Source organism: Corynebacterium meitnerae, from assembly GCF_027570075.1.
Taxonomy (GTDB): Bacteria; Actinomycetota; Actinomycetes; order Mycobacteriales; family Mycobacteriaceae; genus Corynebacterium; species Corynebacterium meitnerae.
Window position 1 is genome coordinate 22,744 of sequence record NZ_JAKMUS010000015.1, and the last position, 15,017, is coordinate 37,760.

Sequence of the window (15,017 nt, forward strand, 5' to 3'; positions counted from 1 at the left end):
AACCGCCTTAAGTTTTGCCCTCATACATTCACGGTGGGACCGAACAGGAAAAGAACAGTGCGGACTGTGGCTGCGAGGGAGTGCTCCCTTTACTCCTTAGGCTCCGCGGCCGGATCCTTTTCCTGATCCTTGGAGGAACCCTCCTTGCCGGTGGCCTTCATGATCTTGTACGAGGAGGTCTGCTCCTCGTAACCACACGCACGCATTGCAAGGTCACCCAGGGTGAGCGCCACAGCAATAGCACCGAGGGCACCAGCTGCTGCGCCGATCATCGGACCTGCCTGCGCTGCAGCGGCCTGAGCCTGCTCAGCAAGGCTGTTCGCGCGGCGGGAGCGGTCTGCGTCGTGGATGCCGAAGGTGCGCTGGGCTTCGTCGTTAATTGCACGCATTGCTTCATTGAGCTGCGCGTGAACGTGCTCGAAGCCCGGGATCTGCACCTGGGACAGGATGCCCAGCGGGATCAGGAGAAGCAGCGGAGCGGTCAGGCCCACGATGGACGCGATGCACTTACCGTCGACGCTCGAGCCTTCACCAGCCTGGCCCTTGCCGCTACTGAGCTGGTTACCGCTGCTCAGCGAGCTGTTGTTGGTGATGTTGATGACCTTGGAGTACTGCTTGCCACCCACCTGGTAGTTCAGGGTGATGTTGCCGGTGACCGGCTTGCCGTCGGTGGTGGTGATGATCCAGGTGCCATCCGGACGCTGCTCGATCTTGTAGCCGCTCTCCTTGATCGACACGTTGGTCACGTTGTTGATGTTGAAGATGACAACGACGGAGCCGTCAGGCTGCTTCTCAAGGGTGAAGTCACACTTCTGCACCAGGATTCCCGCCTGGTCGCAGCCGTCTTCCTTCATTCCGTAACCCGCGACGAAGTAGAGAACTGACAGGGCCTGATTGAGGGTGAATTGTTCCGCGTACTGCTTGCCGAGGCTCTGGCGCGCAGCCACATCCGCACCGATTCGGTCAAGAACCTCACGGCCTTCAGCAACAGACAGATCCGTGGTCACGCTGCACTGCGACGCACCATTGAGGCCGTGCTTGGTGTGCTGACGGGAAACACGCTCCGTGACATCCTGGTCAGTCAGGGAGTACTCCGGCAGTGGGCTTTCGATGCGGCCCCAGGGGTATTCAGCAAGGCTCAGGCAGCCCTCTTCTTTGGAACCAGCACCTGCTGCCTCCTGGGAGCACTTCCAGAAGACATCGCGCACGCGAATCGGCAGATACGCCTTCTCGCTCTTGGTGGTCACAGTGCCCTTCAGCTTCAGCGTGGTGATACCCGGGCGGGGCGCGGTGCCAAACACAAGGACGTCGTAAGGCATGTCACGGCGCATCGTGCCGATGCTGATGTTGTACAGCACTGAAGTGTCATTGCTAGTGGTATGCGACGAGATCACGTCGACCTGGCCAGTCTTCCCCTCCAGTGAGCGGTAGTGCTCAACTTCCTTGAAAAGCTCCTCCGCGGTCAGGCGAGTGGCGTAGAACTTCCCTGGTTCGTCCACATACGTGTCAACGTACGGGTCAACGTTGCCGCCTGAGTAATCAGGCGTCCAGCCCATCGTCGGCTCCGTGGGCTTTTCTGTCGCCTCGGAATCGTCTTCCTCGGTGATCTCACCAAAGGTGGCGTCCTTCAGCGGGACTTCCTTGTTCACCTGCTCAACTGCTACGCCGCCGCTGGGCGTGTCTTTGATATCTCCCTGCGCGGGAACAGAAACGAGCTCGAGCTTCACGTCCTCCAGGACGGAGGGGAAAGCAACCGCGCGACCACGTGCGGTTTGGCCATGGTCAGAGGAAAGGACACCGTTGTTGAACTGGAGGGTGTACTCCACCTCGACCTTGTCGCCGACTTTCTTGAAGCACTCGACGTCCTTGCCGTTGCAGTTCACGCCGCCGGAGTTGCCGGGGTTGTGAATGCTGTCGTTATTTGGCAGGTTCGCGTTCGCGTTCGGTGCTGCAGTGAGGCACATTGCCGCGGTGGTCACCGCTACGACGGCGGCTTTCAATGCCCGTTTCATATTCATATGTGGTTGCTCCTCGCACGTTCAGTAATTGACAAGAAAACAACCTAGCAAATATCCACCTACTTGTCAGCTAATAGACAGGCGAACCAAAGGCGTTTCAAATGAAAGCTTTACGACGACCCATCCTTCCGGGACGAAGCCCCCGGCGTATTCAACTCACACGCCTTGGACAGCTCGGTACCCGCCACAATGGCCACCGCGATAGCGCCCAGAACGCCCACAGCAATACCGATGAGCGGAGCGATTCGGGCCGCTTGCTCGCCAGCGTTATTGGCTACCTGGTAGAAGTTGCCCGGGTTGATGCCCACGCCGTTAAGGAATTCGCCCTGAGCAATGCGGAGTGCGGAATCGAGCTGCTGATCGAGCTTGTCAAAACCCGGCGCGCGAAGAGCGGACATGACACCAAGCGGGATGAGCAGCAGCATCGGAAGCGTGACACCGGCAATAGCGGCACCACATGGGCTCTTTATGGAGCTGCCGTCAGCCACAAAGTCGCACTTCTGGATGAGGACACCACTTTGGTCACACCCATCGTCCTCGACACCGTAACCGGCAACGTGATACTGGACGTCCGGGTTGTTCTTCAACGTGAAAACACTGGCATAAGCCTCGCCGAATCCGCTATACGTTCCCTCATAGATCGGTTCTACGGAAGGACCGTGGAACTTGAACGGAAGGGGTCGCGGCACGAGGTCCGCACCCAAACGATCCAGGACAGGCCGACCTTCTGTCAGGGACAAGTCCTCATTGACGGAACAGTTATAGCCATTCAGTCCATGCGGTGTGGAGTTTTCAATATTCGCCTGCGTCACTACCTGATCGTCGAGCGAGTAACGCGGCAAACGGCTTTCAATCCGGCCCCAGGCGTACTCAGCGAGCGACTGGCAGCCTTCCTCATAGCTGCCCGGGCCGCCACCTTCCTGAGAACACTTCCAGTAGGAATCGCGCACACGGATAGGCAGATAGGCCTGCTCCGATTTCGTCTTCACAGTGCCGCTCAGCTTCAAGGTAGTGATGCCGGGGCGGGGCACGGCGTTCATGGCAATGATGTCGTAGGGATACTTACGCTCCATCACGCCGATCGAGATATTGGCCAGCGGCCCTTCATCCCAGTAGTGCTCTTTTGTCCCGAAATCCATCCCGTTCAAACCGACAACATCGAGCTCTTCAACTCCGGCTGGATCCTCAACGGCAAGACCGAAACGATTATCAGCGGCTTTGAAAAAGTCCTCGCCCACGTAGCGTTCAACATCAATTTCGTCACCGGTAGACAGCACTGTGCGCTGCTTTTCTTCAGCAAAGTTGGGATCTTCCGGGTCGCGCCAATCCCAGTAATCAGAATCCTCAGCGTCAGGGCCATATTCCAAGGTTCGAATATTCAGCTCTTCATTGAGAACAATCGGCTCAATGCCACCCTCAGGGGTCATCTGATAGAAGCTCTCATCGGCCGGGTAGCCAATCTCCCCGTCTTCCTGAGGAAAAGTAGGAACGGATACGACTTCAAGCTCGACGTTCTCAATGACAGAAGGAATCGCAATCGCTTTCCCGCGAGCGGTCTGCCCGTGATCGCTCGAGGACACACCGTTGCTGAACTGAATGGTGTACTCCACGCGGACCTCATCACCAACCTCCTTGAAGCACTGGACGTCGCGGCCATTACAAAAAGCCAAACCAGAGTTGGTGAGGTTCGAAATATTGCCATCGGTCAGCGCCTGCGCCACAGAAACGGAAGACGCGCACATTGCTACCGACGTCACCGCAGCAACAATCCGCCTAAACAGTTGAGAGGAACGCACGTGAAATCCTTCTAAATCAATCATCCCAAAGCATTGTCACGTGAATATTTGAGCTGAATCCCAAAGTTTTCCCACGCGCATTGCAGCTTGCGCCAAGCTTATGCCGGGAAGGATTCCATGGCAATTGACTGGCAGCGCTTCAGCCGTGAAGCGGTCATCGTTGAGTACCATGCTGTCCGTGCACAACAACACCCTCGCCATAGTCTTCGCGCTTCTCTCGGCGCTGACTATCGCAATTGGAACGGTGTGGCGCCACCAGATTGTGCTGCGCCACAACGCGGAGCACGAAAACTCCGTGGGTGCCATCGGGGCCATCAAGCGCCCAGTGTGGTGGCTGTCCCTGTCTTTGGCGTGGGTTGCATATGGCTTTCAGGCAGTAGCGCTGGGTTTTGGCACGCTCCTTGTCGTGCAGCCAGTGCTGGTGCTGTCGCTGCTCATGACCTTGGTGCTGGCGGCCCGGGTGAACAAACGGCGGATGGAACTCGACGAATCCTTCTGGGCCACCGTGCTCACCATCGCGGTGGGCGTGCTGGTCATCCTTGGCCGGCCTGAGCCGGGAACCCGCATGGCAGCGGGGAAGGAATGGCTCCTCGCCGTGGGGTGTGGGGTGGCGGCGATGGGGGTGACTGTGATCGTCGCAAAGCGACAAAGCTCTGTTTTTCGCGCATTCCTTTTGGGCGCGGTGTGCGGCGCGATCTTTGGCTACCTAGCCGTGTTTTCCAAAACGACGGTCGACGCTTTTGTGCGCGGCGGCCTGGCCGAAATGACCACGACGTGGCCACTGTATGCGCTGCTCGCAGCAGCTGTGGTGGGCACGATCGTGCAGCAATACGCGTTCGGCGCGGGCGATCTCTCCCAGTCTCTGCCCGCGATGAAGATCTTCGAGCCGCTACTCGCGTACACCCTCGGCATGGCGCTGTTGGGCGAAAAATTTACCGTCACCACCATGTGGGGCTGGGCCCTCATGGCAGTGGCGGTAGTGGCGATGTTTACTGCGACCTATTTCCTGTCGCGGAAATCGATCTAGCGCTTAGGCGTTGACCTTTTCGGCGTTAGCCGGAACCGGGTCCTTGATTGCGCGACCCAAAGCAACCATGAAGCAGGCCAGACCGACAGTGATGGAGATGTGTCCCAGGCCGGCGATACCGGACATCATGGCGTTGCCCTCCATGTTGAGCACCGTCAGGCTGCCGCGCCAGAGCATCATGCCAACGGTCACCACAACGCCGATGTTGTAGAACCAGAAGAAGCTGGTGAACAGCTTGCTAGAGCGGGAGACCGCGAAGTTTTTCTCCAGCAGCAGGAAGATCAGGAAGGCGAAGAAGCCCAGCATCAGCAGGTGAGTGTGGGTCACGCCAAGCTGGCTGAACTGACCCTCGGTGAAGCCCTGGCTCCTGGTGAATTCACGGTAGAAAACGCCAGAGGCAAGGCCCAGGATTAAATACGCAACTGCTGCTTGGTACAGGGACTTCATGGGAAAACTCCTTCTCAGCCGAGGTGCAGCTGAATGAAATAAACGACATACGAACTTGTCAATGCAAGCCCCACCCTATCCGCCTTAAGAATATCGCTCAAAAGATGTAGTTCCCCCTAATCTGTGCAAGATGCTTGCGCACGCCCTCTTCTTGGCTACGATGTGAACCATGTCATCGGCTACCGCACAGCGTGTGGCAGCTCTCCATCGAGGAGCTGTCCTACTTCTAAGCCGCGGCGGGTTCTAGGCCATTTTCTTCACGGCCGGCACCCCGTCGCGGAGTTTGTCATGCCGGCCGTATTTCTCTTTTCACCCGTGATTTTCTTTTAAGGACTAGCCATGACCCCTTCTGATTCCCGCATCGCTCCGCCCGCTGAAACCCGCAAGCCCACCGGCCCGCGCAACCCAGGCCAGCCGGCCTGGAATACCCAGCGCGGCTCCTCAATGCCGTTCGAGCGCTACCTCCCCTTTGCCAAAGAGGTAGAGGACATCTCCCTGCCGGACCGCACCTGGCCGGACAAGAAGATCACCGTTGCACCGCAATGGTGCGCGGTGGATCTGCGTGACGGCAACCAGGCTCTGGTTGATCCGATGAGCCCGGAGCGCAAGCGTCGCATGTTCAAGCTGCTCGTGGAGATGGGCTACAAGGAGATCGAGGTCGGTTTCCCGTCCGCTTCCCAGACGGACTTCAACTTTGTACGCGAGATCATCGAAGAGGACATGATCCCGGAGGACGTGACCATCCAGGTTCTCGTCCAAGCACGCGAGCACCTGATCCGCCGCACCTTCGAGGCATGCGCCGGCGCACCGCGCGTCATCGTGCACTTCTACAACTCCACCTCGAAGCTGCAGCGTGAAGTGGTGTTCCGCAAGGACCGCGCCGCCATCAAGCAGTTGGCCACCGATGCCGCTGAGCTGATCAAGGACATTGCGAAGGACTACCCGGACACCCACTGGCGCTGGGAGTACTCGCCGGAATCCTTCACCGGCACGGAGCTGGACTTCGCCGCCGAGGTCTGCGACGCAGTGGTGGACATCATGGAGGCCACTCCGGAGAACCCGATGATCATCAACCTGCCGGCCACGGTGGAAATGATCACACCAAATGTTTACGCCGATTCCATCGAGTGGATGCACCGCAACCTGAAGAAGCGTGACTCCATCATCCTGTCCCTGCACCCGCACAATGACCGTGGTGAAGGCGTCGCAGCAGCAGAGCTCGGCTACATGGCCGGCGCGGACCGCATCGAGGGCTGCCTCTTCGGCAACGGTGAGCGCACCGGCAACGTGGACCTGATCACCTTGGGCCTGAACATGCTCACCCAGGGTGTGGACCCGCAGATTGATTTCTCCGACATCGCTGGCATCCGCGAAACCGTGGAGTACTGCAACCAGCTGCGCGTCCCGGAGCGTCACCCGTACGGCGGTGACCTGGTGTTCACGGCGTTCTCCGGTTCGCACCAGGACGCCATCAACAAGGGCCTGGATGCCCTGGCGCAAAAGGTCCGTCCAGACGCTTCCTCCACGGATGTCGCGTGGGAGGAACTGCGCGAAACCGTGTGGGAGGTCCCGTACCTGCCGATCGACCCGAAGGACGTGGGCCGCGACTACGAGGCTGTGATTCGCGTGAACTCCCAGTCCGGCAAGGGTGGCGTGGCCTACATCATGAAGACGGACCACGGCATCAACATGCCCAAGGCAATGCAGGCAGAGTTCTCCTCCGTCGTGCAGGCCATCACGGATTCGGAGGGCGGCGAGGTCAACTCCAAGAACATGTGGGATGTCTTCGCCGGCGAGTACCTCGACGTGGAATCCCCGCTGGAGCTGGTCAGCCTGCACGTCGACGCTGCTGAGACGGACGAGGATGAGGCCTCCGTCAAGGCCGGCGTTGTCTACAACGGTGAGACCAAGACCATCACGGGTTCCGGCAACGGCCCGATCGCTGCTTTCGCCGACGCACTGCGTGGCCTGGGCTTGGACTATGAGGTCACGGACTACAGCCAGCAGGCACGCACGGCTGGTGGGGATGCAGATGCAGTGTGCTTCATCCACGCCGCCGTCGCCGGGTCTGACGCGTGGGGCGTGGGCATCGCTGGTTCCACCACCCGCGCGTCCATCAAGGCCATGGTGTCTGCCGCCAACCGCAGCCTGAATATCAGGCAGCCTTTGGGCCAGTAAGTTTCCCCGACTAGGCTCTTTCTCTAGAAAGGGTTTACTGGTTTTTGGTTTCACACGGATCGGAGGGGCGCATGGGCCGCAATGCTGATGATGGCATTCACCGTTCCGACTTGTCCCCGCACGCTCAAAGTGTGTGGTTGCCAACAGGCACTCCGCGTGTGATCTACCTCGATGAAGCTGCGGCCGAAGCTCTCGGCGTGCGCACCGATGGCGCGCCCGTCGCTGTGGAAATCGGCTTCGATGCTGCGGGCGAGGTCGTCGCCCTCGTGGACGGCCACATCGTCGGCGAGCTCGATGGACCTGCGGGAATGGAGCTCAGCCCGTCCTTGCGGTTGCTGGAAAGCCGCGGGTTGATCGCGCTTGCGCATGGCGTTTTTTCGCTTATCGACGGCGCCCCAGCCCTCACCATCCACGCCGACCCCCTCGGCCCGACGCGGAGCCCATCTAGCCAACCGTCCAAGCACAACGAGGACTTCGCGGCGGATGCTGAAGCAGAAGCGGCAGCCAAGGCGGCGGATGCGGAGCGCACTCCGTCCGACCCTACGGGCCGGAAGTTTGAGTTCGCGTCCCTCCTCAACATGCAGATGGCCGCCGTGTTGTGCGCTGCCATCGCGCTGGGTGTGGTGGGGTTTATTGCGTACTACACCAGCACGGGTGAGCATGCTCGTGAGATCAATGCGTACGTGAATGATTCGAGCGCGTCTAAGGCCACGAACTCTTCGCCTTCTTCACCAGCGTCGTCTTCTTCGGAGACAACGTCCGCGGAGGAATCCCCGTCATCTGAGACGGAGACCTCCCCGGCGGAGCCTGCTCCTGCGAATCCGAATCCGGCACCTGCCCAGCAGAACTACCAGCCACTTCCGCCAACGCGCCCGCATGTGGACCCAGGCTATGTACCGCCCGCCCCCGCACCGGCGCCTGCACCTGCTCCTGCTCCGGCGGCCCCGGTCCCCGCTCCGCAAGAAAACCCGAACGCCCCCGCGCCCGTGCCTATTCTGGAGTTCCAGTGGTAAACAACAACGACACTCCCGCCGAGGAGCCGAACCTCACCGAGCTCTACCCCTACGTTGCGCTGTACCCGCAAGCCACGAACATTCACCCGAGCACTGGCCGCCTGGTCACCCTCGACGGTGTGGCCTTCAATGATGCGGGTGAGGTCGGGGACGAATTCCACGCCATCTTCAACTGTGGTGGGGATCCCGGACCACGCCACATGCACGGTGTGGATTACAGCTTGTTCGATCGCGCCCCGAAGTTTGGGCGCCACCTGCGCACCCTGGACCGCTTCATTGATGGACGCACGCTCATCGTCCACGATGCGCCATTTGCCTGGGGTTTCATTGTGTCCGAGTCACGCCGCGCAATGAACGCGGCTGCCCGGGCGAACCGTTCCCGTAACCGCAGGCAAGGGCGACGGAGGCAGCGGGTGGGGCATGTGCCGGCGCCGATTGGGATCGTCGATACGCTTGCGACTGCCCGGAAACAAGGAAACGTCCTCACTGACGCCCGCCTTGATGCCGTGGCGGCCCAAGCTGGTGTTGAGCTGCCGCCTGTACAGGCAAGCGCCGCGCGCGCCGCTGAGCCTGAGGAGACGACCTCGCGCCAGCGAACCCTCGCTTTAATGCAGCTCTACCTGCGACAACGTGAGGCTGGCGAGCTTGTTACTCGCACCCCCGATGAGTTGACCAATGACCGCTTCGGGCTGCAGCGCTCCCGCATTCGCGTGCGGGCGGAAAAGGCTGAGCCCACGAAGGGCAACCCGGGAATCTACACCGCGAAATCTGGGCTGCGCCCCGGCATGGAAGTGGTGGTCACGGACGACGTGGCGATGGACCATGACGACATCATTCAAGCCATCCTCGACGCCGACATGACCTACACGGAGAAGCTCTCCCGCGAAACATCCCTGGTGATCAGCAACGTCACCGGCCCTGCCTCCGAACTGCGCGGCAAAGCCATGCACGCGGAGCGCAAGAACATTCCACTCATTACGGACGAAGAGTTTTTTGCCGTCCTGCGCGAGCAATAAGCGCGCCCTCACGGTGGCTGACCGTGATCGTCTAGAGTTTTAACCCATGAGTTCGAGCACACCCGGTAGCCACGGCACTGGGAAAACAGGGCCGTTTCAACGTTTGCGTTCCTCCGTCGCGGTCAGCGCGGCGAAGCTCGCAACCACCGCCTCCCGCGCAACTGGGCGTGGTGCTGGCGGCATGATCGGCGGCCTCATTGCCGGCGCAATCGACCCGAATATCCTGGATCAGCTGGCCGGCCGCCCCACCATCTTGGTCACCGGTACGAATGGCAAGTCCACCACCACCCGCATGCTGGTGGGCGCGCTGCGCACAAAATTCACCGTGGCCACCAACGATGGCGGCGACAACATGGATGCCGGCATCATCTCCGCGCTCCTGGCCGATAAGTCCGCCTCCCACGTGGTGCTAGAGGTCGATGAGCTGCACGTTCCCGCCATCGTGCGCCGCCTCAAGCCCGATGCCCTCGTGCTGCTCAACCTCACGCGCGACCAGCTGGACCGCGTCGGCGAGATCAACTCCATCGAGCGCGCCCTGCGCAAGACGGTGGAAATGCACCCGAGCATGACCGTCGTGGCTAACTGCGATGACGTGCTCATGACCTCCGTGGCCTTCGATGCCCCGAAGGTCGTCTGGGTCTCCGCCGGCGCCGGCTGGGTCGGTGATTCTGTATCCAACCCCCGCGGCGCAGGGCACATCGTGCGCACTGAGGAGGACTGGTACGCAACCAAGCAGCTTGCCAGCGGCCGCTCCTTCCGCCGCCCCACCCCCCAATGGACCGTCACTGATGAGGGCCTGACCTCCCCCGATGGCACCGTCCACCCTCTTAACCTGGCTCTGCCCGGCCGCGCTAACCGTGGCAACGCCGCCCAAGCCGTGGCCGCCGCAGTGGATGTCTACGGTGCCGACACCGCAGCCGCCATCGCCGCAACCGAGCAGGTCGACGACGTGGCCGGCCGCTACACCACCATCACCTGGGGTGAGCACCACATCCACCTCCTCCTGGCTAAGAATCCCGCCGGATGGCAAGAAGCCCTGTCCATGGTGGACCGTGACGCTGATGGCCTAGTCATCGCCGTCAATGGCCAACAGGGTGATGGCGAGGACCTCTCCTGGCTCTGGGACGTCAAGTTCGAAGAATTCGACGGCATCGCCGTCAAAGCCTCCGGCGAACGCGGCACCGACCTAGCGGTGCGCCTCCTCTACGCCGGCATCTCCCACGAGCTCATCCACGACCCCCTTAAAGCCATCAAGGCCTGCCCACCCGGACGCGTGGAGGTCCTGGCTAACTACACCGCGCTGCTCAACCTGAAGAACGCCCTGCTCAAGGAGGTCTCCCATGGCTAAGAAGCTGACCATCGGCCTCATCCTGCCCGACATCCTGGGCACCTACGGCGATGATGGAAACGCCCTCGTCCTGCGCGGCCGCGCCCGCATGCGTGGCATCGACGCCGACATCATCCCCTTTAAGCTCGGCGACGCCATCCCCGACGACCTCTCCGTCTACACCCTCGGCGGTGGCGAGGACTCCGCCCAGGTACTCGCCGCGGAACACCTCATCGCCGACGGTGGCCTTACCCGCGCCGCAGCCAACCAGCGCCCCATTTTCGCAGTATGCGCCGGCCTTCAGGTCCTCGGCGTTTCCTTCCGCGCCCACGGCAAGCTCGTCGACGGCCTCAGGCTTATCGACGCCACCACCACCCCCCTCCCCTCCCGCTCCATCGGCGAAGTAGTGTCCACGCCCACTCACGCCGGGATCACCAAAGAGTTGACCCAGCCACTCACCGGTTTTGAAAACCACCTGGGCGGCACCGTCCTCGGCCCTGACGCCCAACCCCTGGGCACTATCCGCACCGGCAACGGCAACGCCGCTGGCGGCACGAACGGGGAAGGCGCAGTTCAGGGCAGCGTCATCGCAACCTACATGCATGGCCCCGCCCTGGCCCGCAATCCGGAATTGGCCGATCTCCTTCTCGCCCGCGCCCTCGGTATCCCCCTCGCTGACCTCGAGCCCCTCGAGCTTCCCGAGGTCGACCGCCTCCGCGCCGAGCGCATGCGCTAACCCCGCGCCCCGCGCCTCTCCCCGCTGCCCCCGCACCCCGCGCCTCTCCCCGCTGCCCCCGCACCCCGCGCCTCTCCCCGCTGCCCCCGCGCGGCAAGTTAGTCCCGTCCGGGCCGCCCTTGCAAAACCCCAGGTCAAATGTTGCCTATGTGATTTGTGGGACTCACATCGCGGACGGGACTAACTTCGCCATTGAAGACGGCTACCACAAGCAGCGGTGCTACAACTTCAGTCGGCCGGTGAGGGCGCGCGAGAGGGTGAGCTCGTCGACGAACTCCAAGTCCCCACCCAACGGCATGCCCGAGGCCAGGCGCGAGACGGTGAGATCCGGGAAGTCCTTCAACAGCCGCGCCAGGTAGGAGGCGGTAGCCTCCCCTTCGGTGTCGGGGTCGGTGGCCAGGATGACCTCGTGGATCACGGGGTTGTCCTCCGGAGCAACGCCATCGAGGTCCGGCAAGACCCCACCGATGCGTTGCAGGAGACTGGAGATAGCAAGGTCCTTCGGCCCCACATTTGCCAACGGATCCAGTGCCCCACCGAGCACGTGGTAGCGGCCGGTGTACTCACCAGTCCGCTCGATTACTTGGATGTCCTTGGCGTCTTCAACTACACAGATCAGCCCGGCGTCCCGGCCACTATCAGCACAGACGCGACAGATCTCTTCACGGGAGACGTTGTTGCAGATCCGGCAGAAAGCTACACCATCGCGGACGGCAGCGAGTGCCGCTCGCAGCCTATCGATGTCATCCGGATCCGTCTTCAGAAGATGGAACGCAATGCGTTGCGCGCTTTTGGGGCCGACGCCGGGTAGGCGGGAAAACTCGTCGATAAGGTCCTGGAGCGGTCCTTCAAACATGGTTCCTCCTCACAGAAAAACGGGGCCCTAAGGCCCCGTTGCGCTAGACCTAACTAGGACTAGTTGCCACCGAACATCTGGGTGAAATCATTGCCACCGTCAGCCGGCTGCTGGGTCAGCGGACCGATCTTCTCCTGTGCGAGCTGACCAGCCTTGGTGTGCGCATCGCGGTAAGCAGCGAGGATCAGGTCCTGCAGGGTCTCCACATCGTTGGGGTCCACTGCCTCCGGGCTGATGGTCAGGTCCGTGATCTCGGCGCCACCGGTCATGGTGACATTCACAAGACCGCCACCTGCGGTGCCCTGGACGACAGCTGCGAGGATCTCCTCCTGTGCGCGCTGGATCTGTGCCTGGACCTCAGCCGCCTGGCGGATGAGTTCCTGCATATCGGGCATACCTGGCTGCTCTGGCTGAGTCATAGTGTTGAACCTTTCTTCAAAACGTTAATCAGATCTGGCCACTAGTGTACCGGCTGTTTTACAGCGGCCGCGCGCCGAGTTCCTCCGCGAGCAAGTCCATGGCCACCTCGGTGGGATTCCGGCGGTCAAGCTCCCCAGCCTCCATGGACTGGTCGACCATGTCCCGTTCCTCGTCCTCCCGGGTGTACTCCGGCGCGTCCGGTTCGTCCGGGTCGGAGGGCTCCGGTGGGAGTGGCGCCCCGTCGCTGAAATGCTCAGCTTGCTTCTCGACGTCCTCTTCCCCACCAACCTTCCTCGCCGGCCGCGCCCACGGATCAGAGGATTTCGCAGCATCAGCCGCTGCCGCCGCCGCTGCAGCCGCAGCTCCTGTTTCTGCTGGCGCTGGGGATGGCGGGGTTGGAAGTGGAGTTGGTTCCTGCTTCTGCTGCTGGGGTTCTTTCGCTACTTCCGCTTCAGCCAGTGCGGCCCGCGGGTTCCACGCCGCCGGCTCATCCTTTGCTGGGCTGAAGCCCTCGGCTTTTGGGTCCGTGCCCACCACGCAGCGCACAGCAATCGTGGTACCAAGTTTTTCACTCAGAGCAGCAACGATGTCCTTGTTGTTGTGCTCAGAGTTGATGCGCTCTGCCAACGCTCCTGTGTTGTGACCGACCACCAAGGTAGTGCCTTCCATCCCCAGCGGTTTGGCTTCCGCGAGCATGATCTCAGCGACCTTGTTGCGCTCACCGACAAACTGCCTCAGGGTGATCCATTCCTTATGGATCCGCTCCATGAGATCTTCGCTCGACTGCGCAGCGGCAGGCTGGGAGGGTTCCGGCTCGGGCGTTGGAGCTGGCTGTGGGGCCGCAGGTTGAGGCTCCGGCTTGGGTGCCTCGCGCGGCGCCGGGGTGGACTGGGACGCCGGCTTCGCGGTGGCCTGGACTGCGGCGGCAGCGGCCAGGGCAGCGGCGGCACCACGAGGCTGGTTTCCCACGCCGGTGGCGGCAGCGGAAGCGTCGCGGATTTCTTCCAGTCCGGTGACTGCAGCCGGGGCTTGGGTGCCGGCGGCGACGCCGAGGAGGTGCGCCATCATGATCTCCAGGAGCAGGCGCGGGGAGGTGGCGCCGCGGAGGGAGGTGATGCGCTCATTGACCTCGGTAGCCAGGGCAGCGAGCTGGTTGCCGGGGAACTTGTCGGCTTCGGCAGCAAGGATCTGTGCGCGGTCAGCAGGGGCATCAACGAGGCCCTGGCCGAAAGCGTCCGGAACAGCGTGAATGATCATCAGGTCACGCAGGCGGTCCAGCAGATCAATGGCAAAGCGGCGGGGTTCGTGGCCGGCTTCGATGACGTCGTCGACGGTCTGGAAGAGGGCGGCGGCGTCGCGGGAGGCGAGGGCGTCCACGGTTGCGTCGATAAGCGAGAGGTCGGTGACCCCAAGGAGCGGTAAGGCGAGCTCGTACGTGAGACCCTCCGGGCCGGCGCCGGCGAGGAGCTGATCGAGGATGGACAGCGTGTCACGCGGCGACCCGCCACCGGCGCGGATGACCAGTGGGTACACATTTTCGTCGACGGTGACACCTTCCGCGGCGACCGTGCGCTCGACGAGCTGGCGCATCGCCTGCGGTGTGAGCAGGCGGAACGGGTAATGGTGGGTGCGCGAGCGGATGGTGCCGATGATCTTTTCCGGCTCCGTCGTCGCAAAAATGAACACGAGGTGCTCCGGCGGCTCCTCCACGATCTTCAACAGGGCATTCGCGCCCGCGCCGGTGATCATGTGGGCCTCATCGATGATGAACACGCGGTAGCGCGATTCCGCCGGCGCGAAGTACGCACGTTCGCGCAGCTCACGCATCTCATCGACGCCACCGTTCGAGGCGGCATCCATCTCCGTCACATCAAGGTTGCCCGGACCACCCGGCGCGAGCGACACACACGACGGGCACACGCCACACGGCGTTGATGTCGGGCCTTCCGCACAGTTCAACGAACGCGCCAGAATGCGTGCCGACGACGTCTTACCCGTCCCCCTCGGCCCCGAGAACAAATAAGCGTGATTGACGCGCCCATTGTCCAGCGCCGTGGACAGCGGGCGGGTCACCTGCTCCTGCCCAATCATCTCGGCGAACGAGGACGGGCGATACTTCCGGTACAAAGCCACGGTTTCACCCTACTAGGCACCTAGGACACTCACCCGCGCCCTAGCCCGTT

General features: G+C 61.9%; 12 protein-coding genes. 6 read left to right on the forward strand and 6 right to left on the reverse strand.

What is annotated here, in order from left to right:
• Positions 1-89: 89 nt before the first annotated feature.
• Together L8U60_RS08930 and L8U60_RS08935 are read right to left on the reverse strand one after the other, a co-directional pair.
• A complete protein-coding gene (locus tag L8U60_RS08930; RefSeq protein ID WP_269966020.1) occupies positions 90-2,018 on the reverse strand; it encodes a hypothetical protein in 1,929 nt (642 codons plus the stop codon).
• Positions 2,019-2,128: 110 nt separating this feature from the next.
• Positions 2,129-3,814 carry a hypothetical protein gene (locus L8U60_RS08935; RefSeq protein WP_269966021.1) on the reverse strand — a complete coding sequence of 562 codons (1,686 nt, stop codon included), beginning with the start codon at positions 3,812-3,814 and terminating at the stop codon, positions 2,129-2,131.
• 169 nt (positions 3,815-3,983) lie between these two features.
• On the opposite strand from L8U60_RS08935, the gene L8U60_RS08940 reads away from it, so the two are divergent.
• Positions 3,984-4,841: a DMT family transporter gene (locus L8U60_RS08940; RefSeq protein ID WP_269966022.1), complete on the forward strand. Its 858-nt coding sequence runs from the start codon at positions 3,984-3,986 to the stop codon at positions 4,839-4,841.
• 3 nt (positions 4,842-4,844) lie between these two features.
• Here L8U60_RS08940 and L8U60_RS08945 read toward each other — a convergent pair whose 3' ends face one another.
• A complete protein-coding gene (locus L8U60_RS08945) occupies positions 4,845-5,288 on the reverse strand; it encodes a DUF2871 domain-containing protein (protein WP_269966023.1) in 444 nt (147 codons plus the stop codon).
• 339 nt (positions 5,289-5,627) lie between these two features.
• Here L8U60_RS08945 and leuA point away from each other — a divergent pair, with 339 nt between their 5' ends.
• The 5 genes from leuA (at position 5,628) to L8U60_RS08970 (ending at position 11,558) form a co-directional block, all read left to right on the forward strand.
• Positions 5,628-7,466 carry a 2-isopropylmalate synthase gene (gene leuA / locus L8U60_RS08950; protein ID WP_269966024.1) on the forward strand — a complete coding sequence of 613 codons (1,839 nt, stop codon included), beginning with the start codon at positions 5,628-5,630 and terminating at the stop codon, positions 7,464-7,466.
• A gap of 71 nt (positions 7,467-7,537) precedes the next feature.
• Positions 7,538-8,479: a hypothetical protein gene (locus L8U60_RS08955; protein WP_269966025.1), complete on the forward strand. Its 942-nt coding sequence runs from the start codon at positions 7,538-7,540 to the stop codon at positions 8,477-8,479.
• Positions 8,473-9,495, forward strand: a complete 1,023-nt coding sequence (locus L8U60_RS08960) for a DNA polymerase III subunit epsilon (RefSeq protein WP_269966026.1) — start codon at positions 8,473-8,475, stop codon at positions 9,493-9,495. Before L8U60_RS08955 ends, L8U60_RS08960 begins: the two co-directional genes overlap by 7 nt.
• A 46-nt stretch (positions 9,496-9,541) precedes the next feature.
• A complete protein-coding gene (locus tag L8U60_RS08965; protein WP_269966027.1) occupies positions 9,542-10,843 on the forward strand; it encodes a Mur ligase family protein in 1,302 nt (433 codons plus the stop codon).
• The gene (locus tag L8U60_RS08970) at positions 10,836-11,558 is read left to right on the forward strand and encodes a type 1 glutamine amidotransferase (RefSeq protein WP_269966028.1); all 723 of its coding nucleotides are present in this window, start codon (positions 10,836-10,838) and stop codon (positions 11,556-11,558) included. The genes L8U60_RS08965 and L8U60_RS08970 overlap by 8 nt, the downstream gene beginning before the upstream one ends.
• Positions 11,559-11,778: 220 nt before the next feature.
• Here the strand turns inward: L8U60_RS08970 and recR are convergent, their stop codons facing one another.
• From recR to L8U60_RS08985, 3 genes are read right to left on the reverse strand one after another with little or no spacing between them, the layout of a single operon-like run.
• Positions 11,779-12,414 carry a recombination mediator RecR gene (gene recR, locus L8U60_RS08975; RefSeq protein WP_269966029.1) on the reverse strand — a complete coding sequence of 212 codons (636 nt, stop codon included), beginning with the start codon at positions 12,412-12,414 and terminating at the stop codon, positions 11,779-11,781.
• A gap of 59 nt (positions 12,415-12,473) precedes the next feature.
• Positions 12,474-12,833 (reverse strand): YbaB/EbfC family nucleoid-associated protein, encoded by a 360-nt coding sequence (locus L8U60_RS08980; protein ID WP_269966030.1) that lies wholly within the window; start codon positions 12,831-12,833, stop codon positions 12,474-12,476.
• A gap of 58 nt (positions 12,834-12,891) precedes the next feature.
• Positions 12,892-14,967 carry a DNA polymerase III subunit gamma and tau gene (locus L8U60_RS08985; protein WP_269966031.1) on the reverse strand — a complete coding sequence of 692 codons (2,076 nt, stop codon included), beginning with the start codon at positions 14,965-14,967 and terminating at the stop codon, positions 12,892-12,894.
• Positions 14,968-15,017 lie beyond the last annotated feature (50 nt).

What these genes read in the sequence shown, in the direction of transcription:
- L8U60_RS08930 (WP_269966020.1), bottom strand. Translation starts at nt 2,018, where the DNA reads ATGAATATGAAACGGGCATTGAAAGCCGCCGTCGTAGCGGTGACCACC.
- leuA (WP_269966024.1), top strand. Translation starts at nt 5,628, where the DNA reads ATGACCCCTTCTGATTCCCGCATCGCTCCGCCCGCTGAAACCCGCAAG.
- L8U60_RS08965 (WP_269966027.1), top strand. Translation starts at nt 9,542, where the DNA reads ATGAGTTCGAGCACACCCGGTAGCCACGGCACTGGGAAAACAGGGCCG.
- L8U60_RS08980 (WP_269966030.1), bottom strand. Translation starts at nt 12,833, where the DNA reads ATGACTCAGCCAGAGCAGCCAGGTATGCCCGATATGCAGGAACTCATC.
- L8U60_RS08945 (WP_269966023.1), bottom strand. Translation starts at nt 5,288, where the DNA reads ATGAAGTCCCTGTACCAAGCAGCAGTTGCGTATTTAATCCTGGGCCTT.
- recR (WP_269966029.1), bottom strand. Translation starts at nt 12,414, where the DNA reads ATGTTTGAAGGACCGCTCCAGGACCTTATCGACGAGTTTTCCCGCCTA.
- L8U60_RS08955 (WP_269966025.1), top strand. Translation starts at nt 7,538, where the DNA reads ATGGGCCGCAATGCTGATGATGGCATTCACCGTTCCGACTTGTCCCCG.
- L8U60_RS08970 (WP_269966028.1), top strand. Translation starts at nt 10,836, where the DNA reads ATGGCTAAGAAGCTGACCATCGGCCTCATCCTGCCCGACATCCTGGGC.
- L8U60_RS08940 (WP_269966022.1), top strand. Translation starts at nt 3,984, where the DNA reads ATGCTGTCCGTGCACAACAACACCCTCGCCATAGTCTTCGCGCTTCTC.